The sequence below is a fragment of the Ruegeria sp. BF10 genome, from assembly GCF_056538725.1.
Genome location: NZ_JBQFTR010000002.1, coordinates 417794 through 435835 on the forward strand (window position 1 = coordinate 417794; position 18042 = coordinate 435835).

The following is an 18042-nucleotide window of genomic DNA, read 5'->3' on the forward strand; positions in this document are numbered from 1 at the left end:
AACGCAGGTATGCCTGCCTTTGTCCCGCTGCCACAGAGCCATCTTCAGGGCCGCAACGCGTTTTCCTCATCCTGACCAATCAATGCGGAACTCTTCCCGAAACGCAAAACGCGCCAGATGAGCCTCGATGACCTGTTGCCATCGGGCCAGATCACCGCGCGCCCGGGTGGCGGCGGTTACGGTCAGGCTGGTGTCGCTTGCCGAAAGGGTGACGCGGTTCCCGTCCGGAAAGCTCACGCTGCCCCGCGTGTCATCGAATGTTACCTGCGCCTTGTGGGACCAGTGTTTGCAAAGCTGTTGCAGGTATTTCGATGCCGCGCTTGTCTGCGCGTTTCCCGAAGCCACCTGATCGGGCAGCAGGCTGAGCCCATCAGCGGCAGCGGCCCGGATTGCCTTGGCGAACAGGGTCACATCGATGTCCGTGGCCACGAATGTTGCCCCCAGATCCAGGCATTTTCGCTGCATGACCGGGTCCAGCGACAGTATCCCTGCCGGCTTGCCTGCCGCAACGATGCGCTGGATCGCATCAAGCACGGCCTCGATCACGTCCGGATGCCCGGCATCGCCGATATGGCCCATATCTGCGGCCAAATCCGACGGGCCGACGAAAACCCCATCGACTTCGGTCGCCAGAATATCGTCCAGCGCCTCCAGCCCAAGCCTGTTTTCGACCTGCACCAAAAGACAGATCTGCTCGTCCGCCGTTTTCAGATAATCCGGGATAGCCGCAAAACGCGAGGCCCGCGCCAAAGCGGAACCTACGCCCCGAACGCCACGAGGCGGATACTGCACGGCCCGCACCAGTTCGCGCGCCTGATCGCCGCTTTCCACCATCGGCACCAGTATGTTCTGCACACCGGCATCGAGATATTGCTTGATCATCCAGGTTTCGCCAATCGGCAGGCGTGCGACGGGGGTACTGCCAGATCCTTCAATCACCCTCACCTGCTCGAGGATCGAGCGCAGATCGTTTGGTGCATGCTCTCCGTCGACCAGCAGCCAGTCAAACTGCGCCGTTGCGGCGATCTCGGCGGTGTAGGCATTGGCCAAGCCGACCCAGCACCCGATCAAAGGGGTTCCCGACTTCAGCGCGGCCTTGAACGTATTGCTTGGCGCGGGCATTGGCGTTCCTTTCAGGCGAAACTGATATCGACCGAGCCGAACGGCCCGAAATCCGCTTGGATTTCCGTTCCCGAGGGGCATTCGACCGGGCGGATAAAGCTGCCGGATAGAATGACCTGTCCGGGTTCGATGCTCTGGCCGTATTGCGCCATGCGACGCGCCAGCCAGACGACGCTTTCGACCGGATCGTTCAGCACCCCCGCGCCCAGACCGGTTTCCTCGATCTCGCCATTGCGGAAGGTGAGTGCCCCGATCCAGCGCAGATCAAAGGCATCCACCCTGTGGCGGTCGTTGCCCAAAACGATACCGGCATTGGCGGCATTGTCACTGATCGTGTCAAAGACCGTGCGCGCCTTGCCGGTTTCGGGATCCACGCGTTCAATCCGGGTATCCAGAATCTCGATGGACGGCGCGACGCATTCCGTCGCCGCGATGATATCTGCGCGGGACACGTTTTCCCCGCCAATGGCAGACTTCATGACAAAGGCAATTTCGGCCTCGATCCGGGGCTGAATGAATCGCCCGGCCGGAACGGTGGCTCCGTGTTCAAACACCATGTCGTCGAACAGAATTCCACTGTCGGGAATGTCGATGTTCAACGCGTATTGCATGGCCTTCGAAGTCAGTCCGATCTTCCACCCAATCACCTTGCGCCCTTCGGCCAGTTTCAGGCGACAGATGGCGTTCTGTACTTCATAGGCATCATCCATGCCCATCTCGGGATGGCGCAGGGTCAGCAATCCGATCTGTTCGCGAGAGCTTTCAGCCTGCAACAGATCCGCAGCGGCGCGCGCGTGATCTTCGGGCGTCATGCTTGCTCGTCCTCGATGGTATTGCGCAGGGTCCCGATACCTTCGACGGAAACTTCGACCACGTCGCCCGGCACCAGGTACTTTGGCGGATCGAACCGCGCGCCCGCCCCGGTCGGTGTACCGGTCACAATGATATCGCCGGGCTGAAGCGTCATGAAAGTCGAGATATATTCAATCTCGCGCCGGATCGGGAACATCATGCGGTTCAGCGTATCATCCTGCCGCAGCTCGCCATTCACATGTGTCTGAATACGAGCGTCATCCAACTGGGCCGCATCCGTGAAGGGAACCAGCCACGGGCCGATGGCCCCCGAGCGGTCCCAGTTCTTGCCTTGGGTGACATTGAACTTGGCGTGCCGAACCCAGTCGCGAATGGTTCCTTCATTGCACAGCGTCAGCGCGGCGATGTGATCATACGCGTCCTGCTGCGGAATGCGGCGGCCAGCCTTGCCAATCACGATGGCCACTTCGCCTTCGTAATCCAGCGTGTGGTTTTCCGGCGGGCGGATCAAAGGCCGGTCATGGCCGGTAAATCCACTGGCGAAACGCGGGAACAGAGACATGTATTTCGGCTGCGCGCTGCCATCCTTGTATTCCGCGTTCCGGTCGGGAAAGTTCACCCCGACACAAAGGATACGTCGGGCATCCGGCATCACCATGTCATAGGTAAACTCGGAATGGGTGACCGGTTTGCCCTCGGCGGCTTCCGCCAGTTGATCAAATGCACCGGCCGCGATCACCTCGTAGAGGCTGGCGTGTTCGGGGAATTCCGGATTCAAAGCAATTGCACCACCGTCGGTGATTGCCCCGAAGAAACGTTCTTCGTCCGAAACGAAAGTTGCAAACTTCATTTCATGGCCTCCCACACGTCCCGGATCACGTCCGCAGCCATCAACACGTCGTCGCGGGTGGTATCGAACTGCCCGACCTGAAAGCGGATAATCTTGCGGCCGTCGAACATGCCCTGCGTCAGGTAAATCCGGCCATCGTCATTCAGCGCGTCCACCAGACGCTGCTGCTGTGCATCGTCCCCGGGACAGCGGAAGGAAAACAGGCTGAGGATTGGGCCGGTTGTGATCTCGAACCCCTCGATCGCACCAATCTTTTCCGCCAGTTCGCCGGCCCATGCCACATGGTTGCGGATGCGTACGCGCAATCCCTCCAACCCGTATGACCGCAACAGGAACCAGATTTTCAACGCCCGGAACCTGCGGCCCAGAGGGATGGTCCACTCAGAGTAATTCGTCACTTCCGCTCCAGTCGTCTTGAGGTATTCCGGTTCGATTTTCAGCGTATCGAGCTGGGGCGTGGCGTCTCGCAAGAACTGGATGGCACAATCGAATTGCGCGCCCATCCATTTATGCGGGTTGAAGACAATGCTGTCATAGCGACCGGCCCCCTGCCACAAAGCCTTGCGAAATTCCGGGCAGATCATGGCCGATCCTGCCCAGGCGGCGTCGAGATGGGTGTAGAGGTCGTGTTTTTGCGCAATGTCAGCCACGGCCATAAGGTCGTCGCAGGCCCCCACTCCTGTGCCGCCGGTAATGGCAACGATCCCGGCCGGAATATGCCCGGCGGCAATGTCATTCTGAATGGCGGCCTCGAGCGCCGAGGGAACAATCCCGAAATTCGGCCCCTGCGTGGGCAACTTGACCAGATTGTCCTGACCGATCCCGGCAACCCAGCAGGCCCGGTCGATCGACGAATGCACCTGGTCCGAACAATAGATCCGCAATGCCCCCTTGGCGTTCAGGCCTTCACGGTTGCCGGTAAAGCCGGTGGCCCGTTCCCGCATGGTCAGCACCGCTGATAAAGTCGCTGAAGAGGCGCTGTCCTGAATGACGCCGGTCATGCCCTCGGGCAATCCAAGAGCCTGCCGCAGCCAGTCGACCATGACGCCCTCGACCTCGGTCGCGGCAGGCGAGGTCTGCCACAACATGCATTGGGCCGCGATTGTCGTCACAAGCATCTCGGCCAACATGGACGGGGGCGCGGCATTGGCCGGGAAATAGGCAAAAAAGCGTGGATGCTGCCAATGGGTGATGCCCGGCATCACGATCCGTTCGAAATCGGCCATGATGGCGTCCATCGGCTCTCCTGTCTCGGGTGGCACCGGCACAAGCTGGGCCACGATTTCCCCCGGCGCGGTCTGCGCCCGCACAGGACGTTCAGCAAGTGTCTTGTGATAATCCGCCGCCCATTTCGAGATGTGCTGACCCCAATACGAAAACGTGTCCCAGTTCATCTACTGATTTTCCTTTGTGACGGGATCACCGCCAAATCCTTTTGTTCCGTTGCGTGCTTCACACCGAAAAGCTGACATTTGCCTGACCGGTGCCAGAGCTGCCGAAATACGGGGTATAGATGTCAATCTCGCCCTTGTAACTTCCCCAACCCAATGCACCAAACAGCAAGGCAGTGTCATTCATGGCGCATTCGCCAGTGCATTTCTTTGCATAGTCCGGCAGCATCTCAAGAAACTCTTCAAATCGGCCCTGCTGCCACAGCTCCAGAACGCGCATGTCCATCTGGCGGTTGAACTCGCCGTTCACGGCGTTCAGCCCGTCGACCGAGCGTTCATTCGGTGTGAAGTCGTGGCTGAGCGAGCCGGACGCCAGAATGGATACATTGCGGTCCGAACGTCGGATGCCTTCGGCAATGGCCTCGCCCCAGGCCCGGTTTTCCGCAATCGACGAGAATTGATTGACTGCCACCGGCAATACCCGGGCATTCACACCGTCGTTGATGAAATGCATCGGCAGCAGGGTGCCGTATTCCATGCCCATGTCGGGGTGCGAATGGCCCAGCGCCCGCTCTCCCCGCTCGCGCAGAACGTCAAGGATGGTTTCCCCAAGTTCATGATCGCCGCGATAGTCGAATTCCATATCCGCCAACATATGCGGCAGTTCGTGACTTATGAACCGGCCCTTGTGATGTTCCTTCGTGTTCAGGTGAAACCCTTGATTGGTGATCCAATGGGTGTCGAACACGATGAACGTCTTGACCCCGCGGTCAATCGCGTCCTGACGCAGGCGTGCATACCCATCAATGGCGGATTGCCGGATGCCCTTGTATTTTGGCATCGTGTGGGACATCCAGATGCTGGGCACATGCGTAATCTTTGCGGCCTGTACTATCTTTCCCATGGCAATTCCTCCTCGTGAAATGGGCTTGCCCCAGCCGGGGTCGGCCTATGGGATCTACTTACCCAACTGCATGATCTTGTGCTGACCGGTGGCAAAGCCGATGTGTTTCTGTTCCATATAGAATTCAAAGCTCCAGTCGCCGCCATCCCGGCCGATGCCGGACGCCTTGACCCCACCGAACGGCGTTGGCAAGTGACGCACGTTCTCGGAATTCACCCAGATCATTCCAGCCTCCAGCCTGTCTGTAAACCGAAGCGCGCGGGTCAGATCATTGGTCCAGACATAACCGGTCAGGCCATAGGGCGTGTCGTTGGCGATCTCCAGCGCCTCATCCTCGGTCGAGAACGGGATAGAGGTCAGGACAGGGCCAAAAATCTCTTCCCGGGCGATGCGCATCTGGTTGGTGGCATTGGTGAACAGGGTCGGCCGGACGAAATAGCCCACATCCCCCACCTTGACGCCACCAGCGGCGACAGTTGCGCCATCTTCCTTGGCAATGTCGAAATAACTCGTGACCTTGTTGTAATGTTCTTCGGTCACCAACGGCCCGATCTCGGTCTCGGGGTCCAAGGGGTGACCTACCTTGATGTTGTTGACGCGTTCAATCAGTCTGGCTTCGAAGTCTTCCTTGATCGTGTCCTGCACCAAAAGCCGCGAAGACGAGGTGCAGCGCTCGCCATTGATCGAATAGATCATGAAGATCACGGCATCCAACGCGCGGTCCAGATCCGCATCATCAAACACGACAACCGGGTTTTTTCCACCCAGTTCCAGATGGTTGCGCTTATGGGTGTCTGCGCCTTGCTTGACGATCAGACTGCCGGTACGGCTTTCGCCCACAAAGGCAATGGCCTTGATCAGCGCATGCTCGCACAAAGCCTTGCCAGCGTCGGGGCCAAATCCGTTGACCGTGTTCAGCACACCTTCGGGCAACCCTGCCTGTTCGGCGATTTCCACCAGAAGGCGGGCCGTCAGAGGGGAATCCTCGGCGGGTTTGTGAACCACCGTGCAACCCGCAGCAAGGGCCGGCGCGATCTTCCAGGTCGACAGCATGAACGGCGTGTTCCACGGGGTGATCACGCCGACCGGGCCAATTGGCACACGGGTCGTCACATTCATCAGCGTCGGAGACTTCAGGTGCTGCCCATCCCGCGCCTGTATCACCTGATCCGCGAAATACCGGAAGTTCTCTGCCCCGCGCAAAGCTGCCTTTGACATGAAACGCAGGGTCTGCCCCGTGTCCCAGCACTCGCACAGTGCAATTTCCTCGGCGCGCGCTTCAATAGCATCAGCCACATTCAACAAGATGCGACGGCGTTGGGTGGCGGGCATGTCTCGCCATTCGGCAAAGGCTGCGTCGGCGGCCTGGGCCGCCGCGTCGACGTCATCAGCCGTGCCATGGGCAACATCACAGATCACGGATTTATCGACGGGCGAGACCGACTGAAACACCCCGGCAGATCCGTCCCGGTCTTCACCCGCGATACGATTGCGGATGCCCGTTTCCCGGAACCGGTCCAGAAAGCCGTTCAGCTTTTCGATGTTTGTGTCCAGTGCGCTCATGCGTCAGGTCTCCTGCGTGGTCGCCGACAGGTGGTCGCGGATCGTACCGGCCTTGGGCGACAGCTTGGGGTCGATGTCACGCATCTCAAGCGAGAGCGCGATGGAATGCCGTGAAAAAGCCGGCGCCAGATATGTTTTGACCGCCTCGAATATGCGCTGTGTCGCATCTTCTTTGACATCCGCGGATCGGCCCGCCCGCAGGCGGATCGAGATATCAATGAATCCATGCGCCGGGTTGCCGTCCGCTATGGCGTAATGATCGACCCGCGTCGCCCGCACACGAATGCCCGGCATCGGAAAGGTCTCGATCCCGGCCGCCGTTGCCCGAATGCACTCGCACAGGCCACCCATGTCGATCGTTTCTTCCAGATTTCCGGAATATTCGACGTGGAAGTGAGGCATGATCTCTCCTTTATTAGTTAACATGTTTAGTTTTTAATGCGCCCCCTGTCAAGAGATTGCTTTGTTAATCTTTGCAATTCCCGGAACGGCGTTCTAGAAGGCCGCATGAACACTCAAAGCCATTCCAAAAGCACCGCCCGGTCCCTTCCGATCGCGTTGCTGCGTGCCCGCGAAACCGTCATGGCTCCGATCCGGGACATGCTGCAAGGGATCCAACTGACCGAGCAGAAATGGCGCATCCTGCGTGTTCTGGACGAGCTGGGCGAAGTGGAGCAAAGCACCATCGCGCACGAGGCATGCCTGCTGCTGCCCAGCGTGACCCGCATTTTGCGCACGATGGAGGCCGACGGCCAGATCACCCGCCGTCAGGACAGCGACGACAAGCGCCGCACCATGGTCAAGATCACCGAAGCAGGCCGCACCATCCTCAGGGAAAACCTGGCTACATCACTCGCCATCTCCAGCAATATCGAAGCGCAGATGGGCAAGGAGAAACTGGATCAGCTGCTGGACCTGCTCGAGGAGCTGCAAGCCATCAAAGTCTGACCCCGCCAGGTTCCGACGGGGTCGGTTGGCCGCCTACAAAGTGGCAAGACCGGTATCCAGCGCCGACAGAATTTTTGCCACATCTTCCGAAGTGACGATCAGCGGCGGCGACAGAATGATGTTGTTGCCAGACACACGCACCATCACGCCATCTTCGTATGCGGCTTTCTGAACCTGAAGCGGCAGGTGTTTTGCGACAGGCGCCTTGGTCGCCCGGTCCGAAACCAGTTCCAATGCACACATCAGCCCCTCGCCGCCCCGCACGTCCCCGATCGCGTCATGCTTGTCGGTCAGCTTTTGCAAGCCGGCAAACAACTCGTCCCCGCGCGCGGCAGCATTTTCCCAGATCCGCAGGCGGTTGATCTCGGACAGGGCGGCCAAAGCTGCGGCCGCCCCGACCGGATGGCCGGAATAGGTATACCCCTGATCGACGGATGCCAGACCCGTGGTGTCACTTTCAAAAACCTCTGCGACCGCACCGGAAATCATGGCCGCGCCAAAAGGGAAATACCCGTTGGTGATCGCCTTGGCCGTCGTCATGATATCCGGCTGGACGCCCCAGTGCCGCGCACCGCTCTCGCTGCCGGTGCGACCAAAAGCGGTGATGATCTCGTCCGAGATCAGCAGGATGCCGTGCCTGGAACAGACCTCGCGCACCATGGGCATGAAGCTCTTGTGTGGCGGGATCACACCCCCGGCCCCCAGCACCGGCTCCATGATGAAGGCGGCAACAGTGTTTGCACCCTGAAAAGCGATCTCGGCCTCAAGCGCCTTGACGCAAAGCTGCGCCAGACGCTCGGGGTCGGTTTCGTCAAACGGGTTGCGATAAGTCCACGGTGCGGGCACGTGGAAACAGCCGGGCATCATCGGCTCATACACCGCGCGGAATTTCTGGTTGCCGTTGACAGAGGCGGCAGCAAAATGGGTGCCGTGATAACCCTGCTTCAGGCTGATGAACTTGGTGCGCCCTGCTTCACCCCGGACCTTGTGATATTGACGCGCAAGTTTCAGAGCTATTTCGACCGAATCCGACCCCCCCGACGTAAAGAATGAACGGGTCAGCCCGTCGGCCTCGAAGAACTGGGCCAGCTCATAGGACAGCTCGATCGCCTTGTCGTTGCTGGTGCCGCGAAAGGTCGAGTAATAGGGCAGCGCGTTCAGCTGATCCGCTATGGCCTGTTTCACCGGTTCACAGGAATAGCCCAGATTGACGTTCCACAACCCCCCTACGGCGTCCAGCGCCGTGTGACCATCGACATCAGTGATGTTGACCCCCTCACCACCGCTGAGAATGGTCGGCGGGTTCTTCCGGCTGTCGGCGGGATGCGCCATCGGGTGCCAGAAGAACCGGGCGTTGTTTTCCTTCAGAAAGTTGGAGTCTTTCATGTCGCGGGTCTCCGAATGTTGAATCCACCCCGGGTCACGGGTGGAATCCGGTTGGAAAGGAGTCGGGCAACTGGCCGCCAAACCCGGCAGTCAGATCAGCCGAAAGTGAATGCAAAGTTGACAGTATTGCCGGAAGGCGGTCGCTGGTTGCCCGGGTTTCCGGGACAGCTATCGCGATGGTTCCCAATGCGATTTGATCGATGCCGAAGATCGGCGCGGCATATCCAAAAACGCCTTCTTCGTAACTGCCACGGCTGTCGGCCCAGCCTGAAACTCTGATCTTTGCGACTCGTTCCTTGATAAGCTTCGGATCAGTAAGCGTGGCTTGTGTAAACTGTGCCTGCACGTCCTGATCCAACTGCTCCAAAAGGTAAGCCGGCCCGAAACTGAGCATGCACAGACCGGAAGCCGTCGCATTGAGCGGAAGCATCTCGCTGGGATCAAGACTGACACGAACACTGTGCTGCGTTGTTTCCACCACAAGCGCCGTCTGCAACCCCGTTTTCTCCAGCAAAGACAGATGCAGGGATTCACCGACCACCTGCATAGCGGCCTGCATTTTTTGACGCGCGTCCTCAATGCCGGGTCTGGCGATCTCTCGCAGCGCGGCCAAACGCAAAGCCGCCGGCCCGATCGCATAGGATTTCGTCATCGGGTTCTGTTCGATCAACCCGAACTCCTCAAGCGCGCGCAGGTGCCGCAACGCCGTTGCTTTGTTCAGCCCGGACAACCGCGCCAGGTGACTCAGCCCGATCTCAGGGCGGGCATTGGAAAAGTAGTCCAGCATTTTTAGGGCGTTAAGGGCTGTACCCATGTGCGTGTGGTCCTCTTGCTCAGGTAATACTTGACAGAACTAACTTAACAAAGCAACATTATTATTGTTAACGCGGTTCAAATATTGAACCACTAACGGGAGGTGTCAATGAAGAAATTTCTAACAGCCGCCGCTTTTGCGGCTTCGGCCACTGCCGCACTGGCTGAATACCCTGAAAAGCCGGTAAGTTTTGTCGTCCCCTGGCCTCCGGGTGATCTGGAAGATGTCCTTACCCGGATGATCGCCGACGAATTCCAGGCCATGTACGGTGTGCCTGCCGCTGTCGTGAACAAACCCGGCGGCGGAGGCGGCCCGTTCCCCGGCGCTGTCGAGGTGGCAACCGCCCCTGCGGATGGCTACACCATCGGCTCATTCGTCATCGGCGTACCTGTCATCGGTCCCGAAATCGGAATTCCCGAACTCAACCCGAATCCTTTTGATCCAATTGGCATCTTCCTGACCTATCCCTTCGTCATCGCAGCCAGCAAAGACGCGCCGTTTTCAAGCTGGGAAGAACTGGCCGAACACGGCAAGGAAAACGACGTTGCGCTTGGCCATTTCGGATCGGTTCTGCCCCCCACACAGGTCACCTTTGCAGCTGCGGTCAGCAGCGGGTTCGACTTTGCCAGCGAAGCGGCCTTCGACGCACTGGATTGCAACACGCTGGCCTCAGGCGACGTGGATGTCATCAATACGACGCTACAGCTTATCCTTCCCTGCCTTGATCAGGTGAACGTCCTTGCCAGCATCGGCGGCGAGCGGATTTCACTGGTTCCGGATACGCCGACGATCGTGGAGCTCAATCCGGACCTGCCATTGGCCCTTTGGAACGGGCTGTTCGTGCACAAGGACACGCCCGCCGACGCGCGTGAAAAGATCACGGCTGCCGCGCAGAAAGCGTTGTCCTCGGACAAAGCCAAGAAGCTGGCTGAGGAAACCGGCGCCCTGATCTACTGGCAGGACCCGGACGCGTCCAAAGCTCAGATCGAGCAGGACAAAGCCTCTTTCGCCAAGATCGAAGAGATTCTGGCCGAATAATCCGAAAGAGGCCCGGCAAGGCCAAACAACCCGGGCCTTTTTCATTCAAACAGGAGGCCAAAATGATCGCAAAGACGCTGCAAGACATGTTCCGACGGTATCGACGTCCGGGCGATATTGTCTTTGCCTTCCTTTTCTTCGGTTTCTCCCTGTTCCTCCTCAGCCAGATCGGCACTGAGACTCAGATCGTCAAACGAACCAAGTGGTTTGCGCAGCCCGCCCTTTGGCCCAAGATCGCGATCTGGGGCATGGTTTTGTTCAGCGGCCTCCACTTGCTGGGCTCTTTCCTGTCCCCACGCATTCCCGGACGTTTGCGAGAGGTGACGTTCTGGTTGATGTCCCTCGAATATGTTGCCTACTTCCTGATCTATGTCGTGGCGGTTCCGTGGCTTGGGTATCTGCCCTCCACCATGCTTTTTGCAGCCCTGCTGACGATACGATTGGGATTTCGATTGCCTGGGGCTTTTTGCGTTGCACTTGCCTTCGGCGCGGTCGTGGCCGTCGTTTTCCGCGCGTTGCTTCAGGTGAACATTCCGGCCGGTCGGATATACGAATACCTGCCCGACGGGCTGCGCGCCTTTGCGCTGACCTACCTGTGAGGCCAAGATGGACAATCTGATTTCCGGCTTTGCAATTCTGGCGCAGTGGCAGGTCGTCGTCGCACTGATCATCGGATCGGTGGGCGGCGTCATCATCGGTGCGTTGCCCGGCGTCGGCGCTGCTGTGGCAATTGCCATCCTGTTGCCCGCCACCTTCGCGTTCGAGCCCATCGTCGGCCTGACCCTTCTGTTGGGCATCTACGGGTCGTCCATGTATGGCGGCGCAATCCCCGCCATCCTGATCAACACGCCCGGCACGGCCGTCAACGCACTGACCACCTATGACGGCTATCCCATGACCAAGCGCGGCGAGGGCCACCGGGCCCTGTCGCTGGCCTATTCTGCGTCGTTTTTCGGCGGCATCTTCTCGATTCTCTGTCTGATCATCCTGTCACCCGTATTGGCCTGGGTTGCCCCGCATTTCGGCAGCCGCGAGATATTTCTGGCCGCACTCATGGGCATCCTTCTGGTGATCCTGGCCCATCGCGGACAGACCTTTTCGGCCGCGATGCTGGCGTTCTTCGGCATCTTCCTCAGCACCGTTGGTCTGGAACCCGTCAAATACACCAAACGTTTCACCTTTGACCAAACCTGGCTTTCGTCAGGTGTCGATCTGATCGTGGTGGTTCTTGGGCTGTTCGCCATCAGTCAGGCGCTGCTGTTGCTGGTCGACAAGGAACACGCGCCGGGCGAAGCCCATGTGCGCGGCAGCATCTTCGCGGGCCTCAAAGAGCTGCTGGGCGTGAAACGCATCGCAACGGTGTCGTCATCGCTGGGTGTGCTCATGGGCATGGTACCGGGCACAGGAGAATTCACATCACAGTTCCTGTCATACACATACGCTCAGAAAACCTCTGAAGACCCCGACAAGTTCGGCGATGGGTCACCAGAAGGTCTGGTGGCGTCCGAGGCGGCCAACAATGCCGTTCCCGGGGCTGCGATGATTCCACTGCTGGCGCTGGGTATTCCGGGCGAGGCGCTGACCGCGATGATGCTGTCCGTCTTCTATGTTCACAACGTGATCCCCGGGCCGCAGCTTTTCGCCGATCAGATGGATTTTGTCATGGCCCTGTACATGTCGCTGATCCTGCTCAATGTGATCGTTCTGGTCTTTCTTTTGTTCTCGACCAACCTGTTGCTGAAGATCATTCAGATCCCGACGCGCTTTCTGGGGATCATGATCCTGACGCTGTCCTTTGTCGGTGTATTCAGCCTGCGCAACTCAGTCACGGACTGTGCCATTGCCGCCGGGTTCGGTGTGTTCGGGCTGATCCTGAAGCGCCTGAACCTGCCCATAGTTCCGATCATTCTGGGCATGGTTCTGGGCGGGATCATGGAAGTCAAACTGCGCAGCGCCATGGCGCGGGTGAAGACGCCACTTGATTTCATCGACCGGCCGATTGCCGCAATACTATTCATCATGATCCTTGGGATCATTCTGCTCCACGTTCGCTCGCTGATCAAGGAACACAAGGAACGCATCACACCGCAGCCGGTTCTCGACGAAGACACAACTCAGCAAGGATAACCCCCATGGACCAATCCTCGATTGATGCGCTGCGTGCGCAGGACATTGCTCCGCGCGGGCATTTCATAAACGGACGCGTTCAGGATGGCGAAACCGGGGCCCGGCATCAGGTTCTGTCTCCGATCAACGGCCAACCTCTGGCGCTGATTGCCGAGGGCACGCCGGCCGATGTCGACATGGCCGTGCGTGCGGCGCGCCTCGCGTTCGAGGATGGGCGATGGTCGCGCATGGCCCCTGCCGGCCGCAAGAAAGTGCTGCTGAAACTGGCTGACCTGATCGAAGCACGGGCGCTTGAACTGGCCGTGCTGGGCGTGCGCGACAACGGAACCGAGATCACCATGGCTTACAAGGCCGAGGCACTCTCGGCGGCGGCCACTTTCCGGTATTATGCCGAGGCGATCGACAAGATTTACGGACAAATCGCCCCGACAAGCGATGACGTCCTGGGTCTTGTGCATCACGCTCCGGTCGGGGTTGTCGGGGCCATCGTGCCCTGGAACTTTCCACTGATGATCGGCAGCTGGAAAATTGCACCGGCACTGGCCGCAGGCAATTCCGTCGTGCTGAAACCTGCCGAAAGCGCCTCACTCAGCCTGCTCAAGATAGCCGAGCTTGCTGCGGAAGCCGGAGTGCCCGATGGGGTGTTCAACGTCGTGACCGGGCGTGGCTCGGTCGTGGGTGAGGCGCTGGCCCTGTCGATGGATGTCGACATCATGGTGTTTACCGGGTCGGGCACAACCGGGCGGCGGCTGCTGGAGTATTCCGCGCGGTCGAACCTGAAACGCTGCTATCTGGAACTGGGGGGCAAGTCCCCGAACATCGTTTTTGCCGACGCCCCTGATCTGGCCGAAGCGGCCAAGGTTTCCGCCGCTGGCATCTTCCGCAACTCTGGTCAGGTCTGTGTCGCCGGTTCGCGCCTGCTGGTCCAGCACGAGATTTACGAAGACTTCGTGACCGAGATCAGCCGCCACGCCGAAGGCTTTCGCGTCGGCGACCCGCTGGATCTGAGCAGCCAGATCGGTGCGGTCCACAACCTGCCGGAACTTCAGGCCAATCTGGAATTCGTCACCAAGGCCGAGGCCGAAGGCGCCGAGCGCCGGACCGGCGGAAACCGCATCCTGACAGAGACCGGCGGCTATTACATGGCGCCGACCGTCATGGCCAACGTGAAAGAGACCGACACCCTGTTCCAGAACGAAGTCTTCGGCCCTGTTCTGGCCGTCACGCCCTTTGCGGACGAAGACGAAGCGATCCGCCTTGCCAATGCCACGGTCTATGGGCTGGCCGGTGGTGTCTGGACCTCGAACCTCGGCCGCGCGCATCGCATGGTCGCCGGCATTCGCGCTGGCGTTGTGCATGTCAATACCTATGGCGGTGCCGACCTGACCGTTCCGCTGGGCGGGGTTCGCCAATCCGGCAACGGGCACGACAAATCGCTGCACGCGATCGAGAAATACTTCGATCTGAAAACCGCATGGATAAAACTCTGAGAAAAGGCCGCCCTCATGACTCTTCCAGCGAAATCAGTTGAACTCATTGAGCGCCGGGCCAAGCTATTGGGCCCTAACGTGTCGACGTTCTACGACGAGCCGGTTCATTTCGTGAAAGGTGAAGGCGTCTGGCTGTGGGATGCAGACGGGCGCAAGTATCTGGACTGCTACAACAACGTGCCACATGTAGGGCATTGCAACCCGCGCGTGGTCGAGGCGATCTGCCGTCAGGCGCGCACGCTCAACACGCACACCCGGTATCTGCACGACGGGATTCTGGACTATGTGGAAAAACTGACCGGGACGATGGATGCAGCGCTGGATACGGCCATCCTCACCTGCACCGGTTCCGAGGCAAATGACATTGCTTTGCGAATGGCCGAGGCGATGACCGGAAAACGAGGGATCATTGCCACTGACGCCACCTATCACGGAAATACCGCGCTGGTCAGCCAGTTGAGCAGATCGAACATCCCGACAGTCGGCTTCGGGCTGAGCCAGTATTGCCGCTTTGTCAGCGCGCCCGACAGCTATCGCGATCCCGACCCGGACGGGTCAAAATTCGCCGATGCCGTGGCGGAACAGATTGCCGAGCACGAAAAGGCCGGCACCGGTTTTGCCGCATTGATCCTCTGCCCTTATTTTCTGAACGAGGGGTTTCCCGACAATCCGGACGGTTGGCTGGCACCCACGGCCAAGGTCGTACGCCAGGCCGGCGGCCTGTTGATCTGCGACGAGGTGCAATCAGGCTTTGGCCGAACCGGGACCCATATGTGGGCACATCAGAAGATGGGCGTTGTGCCGGATGTCATGACCTTGGGCAAACCCATGGCCAACGGCCATCCGGTGGGCGGCGTGGTCACACGTTCCGAGATCATTTCGGCGTTCCGCAGGGGATATCGGTACTTCAACACGTTTGGCGGAAACCCTGTTTCCTGTGCTGCCGCAATGGCGGTTTTGCAAGAGATCGAAGACCACAGCCTGGTCGCACATGCCAGATCCGTAGGCGACCACGCGCGAAAACGACTGAAGCTTTTGAAAGAAAAGTATACCGTCATCGGAGACATACGCGGCTCGGGGCTGATATTCGGGGCCGAAATGGTCCTTGATCGCGACAGCAAGGAACCCGCCAGTGAATTCACCGACCGTATCATCAACACCATGCGCCAGCGCGGGATCATTCACTCCAAGCTTGGACGCCATAAGAACACTCTGAAAATTCGCCCTCCCATGCCATTCTCTGTCGAAAACGCGGATCTTCTTTTCGACACGCTGGACGACGTGTTGGCGGAAACGCCACTGGTCGCATGAAGCAGATCGTGGAACAGGCGCTGACCCTTTGGGAACTGGTCGATAGCGAATGGTCTCTTGTGGCTGCTCGGGAAAACCGCGTCTATCGCGTTCAGGCCGGCCAGACCGCCTATGCTCTGCGACTGCATCGCAAAGGCTTGCGAACCGATGCCGAACTCCGTTCAGAGCTACAATGGATGGCCGTTCTCGGCAAAAACGGGGTCCGGGTTCCAACGCCTGTCCCGGCCGCAGATGGACGCTATCTGCATCTGGTGGACGGCATTCAGGTCGACATGCTCAACTGGTTGCCGGGCCGGCCGTTGGGTGCGACCGGATCAGCCTTGGAGCAGCGCGACAGGACCGGCGTCTTCCACACAATTGGCCAGGAAATGGCGCGACTGCATGACATCAGTGACCAATGGACTCGTCCGCACGACTTCGCGCGTTGGTCATGGGACCGGGGCGGGCTGCTTGGAGACACCCCTCTCTGGGGGCGTTTCTGGGAAAACCCAACGCTTCGAGAAACGGACCGGGCCCTTTTCCTGACGTTCCGGGATATCGCAGATCGTGACCTTCGGCGCGTCGAAAATCAGTTAGATTACGGGCTGATCCACGCCGATCTTGTCCGCGAAAACGTCATGGTTGATGGTGACAAACTGTGGCTGATCGACTTCGACGATGCCGGGTTCGGTTTTCGCCTGTTTGATATCGCAACAACACTTCTCAAGAACCTGCACGAACCGGATTTCAACCGGCTGCGCGGTGCTTTGCTGGCGGGGTACCGATCGGAACGACCGATCTGCACCACGCAACTCGACCTGTTCATGGCACTGCGCGCCGTAACCTACGTGGGATGGGTTGCATCCCGCCTGAACGAAGATGGATCGGACATACGCAACGTGCGGTTCATTGAAACCGCCCGAGGGTTGATGACCAAATACCTTCAACAGCACACTTAGACAGGAGGCACCAATGGCCAAAAAGACAATCCTGCTGATTGGTACGTATGACACCAAAGAGCCCGAAATGCGGTTCATCGAAAAGGCAGTCAGAGCGCAGGGCGCTGACGTGCTGACCATGGATGTCTCGGTTCTGGGTGATGCGTCCGATCCGACTGATATCTCAAAGCACGACGTGGCCGCAGCCGTTGGCATGACCATTGAAGAAGTCATCGCGCAAGGAGACGAGAACAAGGCCTTTCGCATAATGTCGGCAGGTGCCGCAAAAACCGTTGCAAAGGCTTATTCAGAAGGTCGGTTTGACGGGATGCTGGCCACGGGCGGGACCATGGGCACGGACCTTGCGCTGGATTGTGCGCAGGCGCTGCCGATGGGCGTTCCCAAATACATCGTGTCAACGGTCAGCTTCTCGCCTCTGATCCCTCCGCACCGGTTGGCGCCGGATGTTCAGATGATCCTCTGGGCCGGCGGCCTGTATGGCATGAATTCGATCTGCAAATCGTCGCTCAGCCAGGCTGCCGGGGCCGTCGTGGGCGCAGCCAGGGCAGCGACCGCCCCCGATCGCAGCAAACCTCTGATCGGGATGACCAGCCTTGGTTCGTCCTGCCTGCGTTACATGAAAATTCTGAAACCGGCACTGGAAGACCGCGGGTTTGAAGTGGCCGTGTTCCACTCTACCGGCATGGGCGGCATGGCTTATGAAAAACTGGCGGGCGAAGGCGCGTTTGCCTGCGTGATGGACTTCTGCATGCAGGAATTCGGCAACCTGATGGCGGGTTCCGTTGTCTCCAGCGGCGATGACCGGGTCACCAATGCCGGGCGCGTTGGAACGCCACAGATGGTGGCCCCCGGTGCGTTGGACCTATTGGATTTCGCGGGTTGGCAGGACATCCCCGAGCAATATGCCGATCGCCCGTTCCACGAACACAACCGCCTGATCAAAAGCTCGGTCTTCAACGGGGCTGAACGGCGCGCGTGGATTCGGGAACTCGCCAACCGTCTGGAAGCCGCAACCGGGCCCGTGCATTTCTTTTTGCCCGTTCAGGGTGTCGAGGCCTGGGACAGGGAAGGCGAAGAGGCGCATGATCCAGAGGCTCTGGCCGAAATGGTGGACGAGGCGCGCAAGGTCATGCCCGGCCGGGTGCCGATGACCGAGCTGGATGTTCACATCAACGACGCGGCTTTCTGTCAGGCTGTTCTGTCACGATTTGACACGTGGGTGGAAACCGGCGTCATCAGTACAGACTGAACGCCATTGGAAGGAGTGGGAAAGGGCAAAACAACCCTGCGCGTTGTCTGACAGCGAATTGTGGCACCTGGCCGGATTTGTGCGGGTCGGTTCCGTAA

Annotated in this window: 17 protein-coding genes; 8 read left to right on the plus strand and 9 right to left on the minus strand. The window is 59.2% G+C overall.

What is annotated here, in order from left to right; all coding sequences use genetic code 11:
• Positions 1 to 66 precede the first annotated feature (66 nt).
• The 7 genes from ACR0DJ_RS11705 to ACR0DJ_RS11735 are packed head-to-tail and all read right to left on the minus strand — an operon-like array spanning position 67 to position 7045.
• Complete coding sequence (locus tag ACR0DJ_RS11705; RefSeq protein ID WP_480685050.1) at positions 67 to 1122, minus strand: aldolase/citrate lyase family protein; 1056 nt, start codon at positions 1120 to 1122, stop codon at positions 67 to 69.
• 11 nt (positions 1123 to 1133) lie between these two features.
• Positions 1134 to 1934 (minus strand): 2-oxo-hept-4-ene-1,7-dioate hydratase, encoded by an 801-nt coding sequence (gene hpaH / locus ACR0DJ_RS11710; RefSeq protein ID WP_480685051.1) that lies wholly within the window; start codon positions 1932 to 1934, stop codon positions 1134 to 1136.
• Positions 1931 to 2785 carry a fumarylacetoacetate hydrolase family protein gene (locus ACR0DJ_RS11715; protein WP_480685052.1) on the minus strand — a complete coding sequence of 285 codons (855 nt, stop codon included), beginning with the start codon at positions 2783 to 2785 and terminating at the stop codon, positions 1931 to 1933. Before ACR0DJ_RS11715 ends, hpaH begins: the two co-directional genes overlap by 4 nt.
• A complete protein-coding gene (locus ACR0DJ_RS11720) occupies positions 2782 to 4179 on the minus strand; it encodes a pyridoxal phosphate-dependent decarboxylase family protein (protein WP_480685053.1) in 1398 nt (465 codons plus the stop codon). The genes ACR0DJ_RS11715 and ACR0DJ_RS11720 overlap by 4 nt, the downstream gene beginning before the upstream one ends.
• A gap of 58 nt (positions 4180 to 4237) precedes the next feature.
• Entirely contained in the window at positions 4238 to 5080 is an 843-nt protein-coding gene (gene hpaD, locus ACR0DJ_RS11725) for a 3,4-dihydroxyphenylacetate 2,3-dioxygenase (RefSeq protein WP_480685054.1), read from the minus strand.
• Between the two features lie 54 nt (positions 5081 to 5134).
• Positions 5135 to 6643 (minus strand): 5-carboxymethyl-2-hydroxymuconate semialdehyde dehydrogenase, encoded by a 1509-nt coding sequence (hpaE, locus tag ACR0DJ_RS11730; RefSeq protein WP_480685055.1) that lies wholly within the window; start codon positions 6641 to 6643, stop codon positions 5135 to 5137.
• A 3-nt stretch (positions 6644 to 6646) separates the two neighbouring features.
• Positions 6647 to 7045 (minus strand): 5-carboxymethyl-2-hydroxymuconate Delta-isomerase, encoded by a 399-nt coding sequence (locus ACR0DJ_RS11735; protein WP_425079204.1) that lies wholly within the window; start codon positions 7043 to 7045, stop codon positions 6647 to 6649.
• 105 nt (positions 7046 to 7150) lie between these two features.
• Between ACR0DJ_RS11735 and hpaR the strand changes: the two genes are divergently transcribed.
• Complete coding sequence (hpaR, locus tag ACR0DJ_RS11740; protein ID WP_224856382.1) at positions 7151 to 7591, plus strand: homoprotocatechuate degradation operon regulator HpaR; 441 nt, start codon at positions 7151 to 7153, stop codon at positions 7589 to 7591.
• A gap of 33 nt (positions 7592 to 7624) precedes the next feature.
• Here hpaR and ACR0DJ_RS11745 read toward each other — a convergent pair whose 3' ends face one another.
• The gene (locus ACR0DJ_RS11745; RefSeq protein WP_480685056.1) at positions 7625 to 8977 is read right to left on the minus strand and encodes an aminotransferase class III-fold pyridoxal phosphate-dependent enzyme; all 1353 of its coding nucleotides are present in this window, start codon (positions 8975 to 8977) and stop codon (positions 7625 to 7627) included.
• A gap of 34 nt (positions 8978 to 9011) precedes the next feature.
• Positions 9012 to 9791 (minus strand): IclR family transcriptional regulator, encoded by a 780-nt coding sequence (locus ACR0DJ_RS11750; RefSeq protein WP_480685057.1) that lies wholly within the window; start codon positions 9789 to 9791, stop codon positions 9012 to 9014.
• 108 nt (positions 9792 to 9899) lie between these two features.
• Between ACR0DJ_RS11750 and ACR0DJ_RS11755 the strand changes: the two genes are divergently transcribed.
• The 7 genes from ACR0DJ_RS11755 to ACR0DJ_RS11785 all read left to right on the plus strand — a co-directional run bounded on the left by ACR0DJ_RS11755 (position 9900) and on the right by ACR0DJ_RS11785 (position 17944).
• Positions 9900 to 10829: a tripartite tricarboxylate transporter substrate binding protein gene (locus ACR0DJ_RS11755; protein WP_480685058.1), complete on the plus strand. Its 930-nt coding sequence runs from the start codon at positions 9900 to 9902 to the stop codon at positions 10827 to 10829.
• A gap of 62 nt (positions 10830 to 10891) precedes the next feature.
• Positions 10892 to 11428: a tripartite tricarboxylate transporter TctB family protein gene (locus ACR0DJ_RS11760; RefSeq protein ID WP_480685060.1), complete on the plus strand. Its 537-nt coding sequence runs from the start codon at positions 10892 to 10894 to the stop codon at positions 11426 to 11428.
• Between the two features lie 7 nt (positions 11429 to 11435).
• Entirely contained in the window at positions 11436 to 12956 is a 1521-nt protein-coding gene (locus tag ACR0DJ_RS11765) for a tripartite tricarboxylate transporter permease (RefSeq protein WP_425079200.1), read from the plus strand.
• A gap of 5 nt (positions 12957 to 12961) precedes the next feature.
• Complete coding sequence (locus ACR0DJ_RS11770) at positions 12962 to 14446, plus strand: aldehyde dehydrogenase (protein WP_480685061.1); 1485 nt, start codon at positions 12962 to 12964, stop codon at positions 14444 to 14446.
• A gap of 15 nt (positions 14447 to 14461) precedes the next feature.
• The gene (locus ACR0DJ_RS11775) at positions 14462 to 15757 is read left to right on the plus strand and encodes an aspartate aminotransferase family protein (RefSeq protein ID WP_480685062.1); all 1296 of its coding nucleotides are present in this window, start codon (positions 14462 to 14464) and stop codon (positions 15755 to 15757) included.
• Positions 15754 to 16695 carry a phosphotransferase enzyme family protein gene (locus ACR0DJ_RS11780; protein WP_480685063.1) on the plus strand — a complete coding sequence of 314 codons (942 nt, stop codon included), beginning with the start codon at positions 15754 to 15756 and terminating at the stop codon, positions 16693 to 16695. Before ACR0DJ_RS11775 ends, ACR0DJ_RS11780 begins: the two co-directional genes overlap by 4 nt.
• Positions 16696 to 16708: 13 nt before the next feature.
• Positions 16709 to 17944, plus strand: a complete 1236-nt coding sequence (locus ACR0DJ_RS11785) for a Tm-1-like ATP-binding domain-containing protein (protein WP_480685064.1) — start codon at positions 16709 to 16711, stop codon at positions 17942 to 17944.
• Positions 17945 to 18042 lie beyond the last annotated feature (98 nt).

What these genes read in the sequence shown, in the direction of transcription:
- ACR0DJ_RS11780 (WP_480685063.1), top strand. Translation starts at nt 15,754, where the DNA reads ATGAAGCAGATCGTGGAACAGGCGCTGACCCTTTGGGAACTGGTCGAT.
- hpaE (WP_480685055.1), bottom strand. Translation starts at nt 6,643, where the DNA reads ATGAGCGCACTGGACACAAACATCGAAAAGCTGAACGGCTTTCTGGAC.
- ACR0DJ_RS11785 (WP_480685064.1), top strand. Translation starts at nt 16,709, where the DNA reads ATGGCCAAAAAGACAATCCTGCTGATTGGTACGTATGACACCAAAGAG.
- ACR0DJ_RS11760 (WP_480685060.1), top strand. Translation starts at nt 10,892, where the DNA reads ATGATCGCAAAGACGCTGCAAGACATGTTCCGACGGTATCGACGTCCG.
- ACR0DJ_RS11770 (WP_480685061.1), top strand. Translation starts at nt 12,962, where the DNA reads ATGGACCAATCCTCGATTGATGCGCTGCGTGCGCAGGACATTGCTCCG.
- hpaH (WP_480685051.1), bottom strand. Translation starts at nt 1,934, where the DNA reads ATGACGCCCGAAGATCACGCGCGCGCCGCTGCGGATCTGTTGCAGGCT.
- ACR0DJ_RS11735 (WP_425079204.1), bottom strand. Translation starts at nt 7,045, where the DNA reads ATGCCTCACTTCCACGTCGAATATTCCGGAAATCTGGAAGAAACGATC.
- ACR0DJ_RS11715 (WP_480685052.1), bottom strand. Translation starts at nt 2,785, where the DNA reads ATGAAGTTTGCAACTTTCGTTTCGGACGAAGAACGTTTCTTCGGGGCA.
- hpaR (WP_224856382.1), top strand. Translation starts at nt 7,151, where the DNA reads ATGAACACTCAAAGCCATTCCAAAAGCACCGCCCGGTCCCTTCCGATC.
- ACR0DJ_RS11750 (WP_480685057.1), bottom strand. Translation starts at nt 9,791, where the DNA reads ATGGGTACAGCCCTTAACGCCCTAAAAATGCTGGACTACTTTTCCAAT.
- ACR0DJ_RS11775 (WP_480685062.1), top strand. Translation starts at nt 14,462, where the DNA reads ATGACTCTTCCAGCGAAATCAGTTGAACTCATTGAGCGCCGGGCCAAG.
- ACR0DJ_RS11755 (WP_480685058.1), top strand. Translation starts at nt 9,900, where the DNA reads ATGAAGAAATTTCTAACAGCCGCCGCTTTTGCGGCTTCGGCCACTGCC.
- ACR0DJ_RS11765 (WP_425079200.1), top strand. Translation starts at nt 11,436, where the DNA reads ATGGACAATCTGATTTCCGGCTTTGCAATTCTGGCGCAGTGGCAGGTC.
- ACR0DJ_RS11720 (WP_480685053.1), bottom strand. Translation starts at nt 4,179, where the DNA reads ATGAACTGGGACACGTTTTCGTATTGGGGTCAGCACATCTCGAAATGG.
- ACR0DJ_RS11745 (WP_480685056.1), bottom strand. Translation starts at nt 8,977, where the DNA reads ATGAAAGACTCCAACTTTCTGAAGGAAAACAACGCCCGGTTCTTCTGG.
- hpaD (WP_480685054.1), bottom strand. Translation starts at nt 5,080, where the DNA reads ATGGGAAAGATAGTACAGGCCGCAAAGATTACGCATGTGCCCAGCATC.
- ACR0DJ_RS11705 (WP_480685050.1), bottom strand. Translation starts at nt 1,122, where the DNA reads ATGCCCGCGCCAAGCAATACGTTCAAGGCCGCGCTGAAGTCGGGAACC.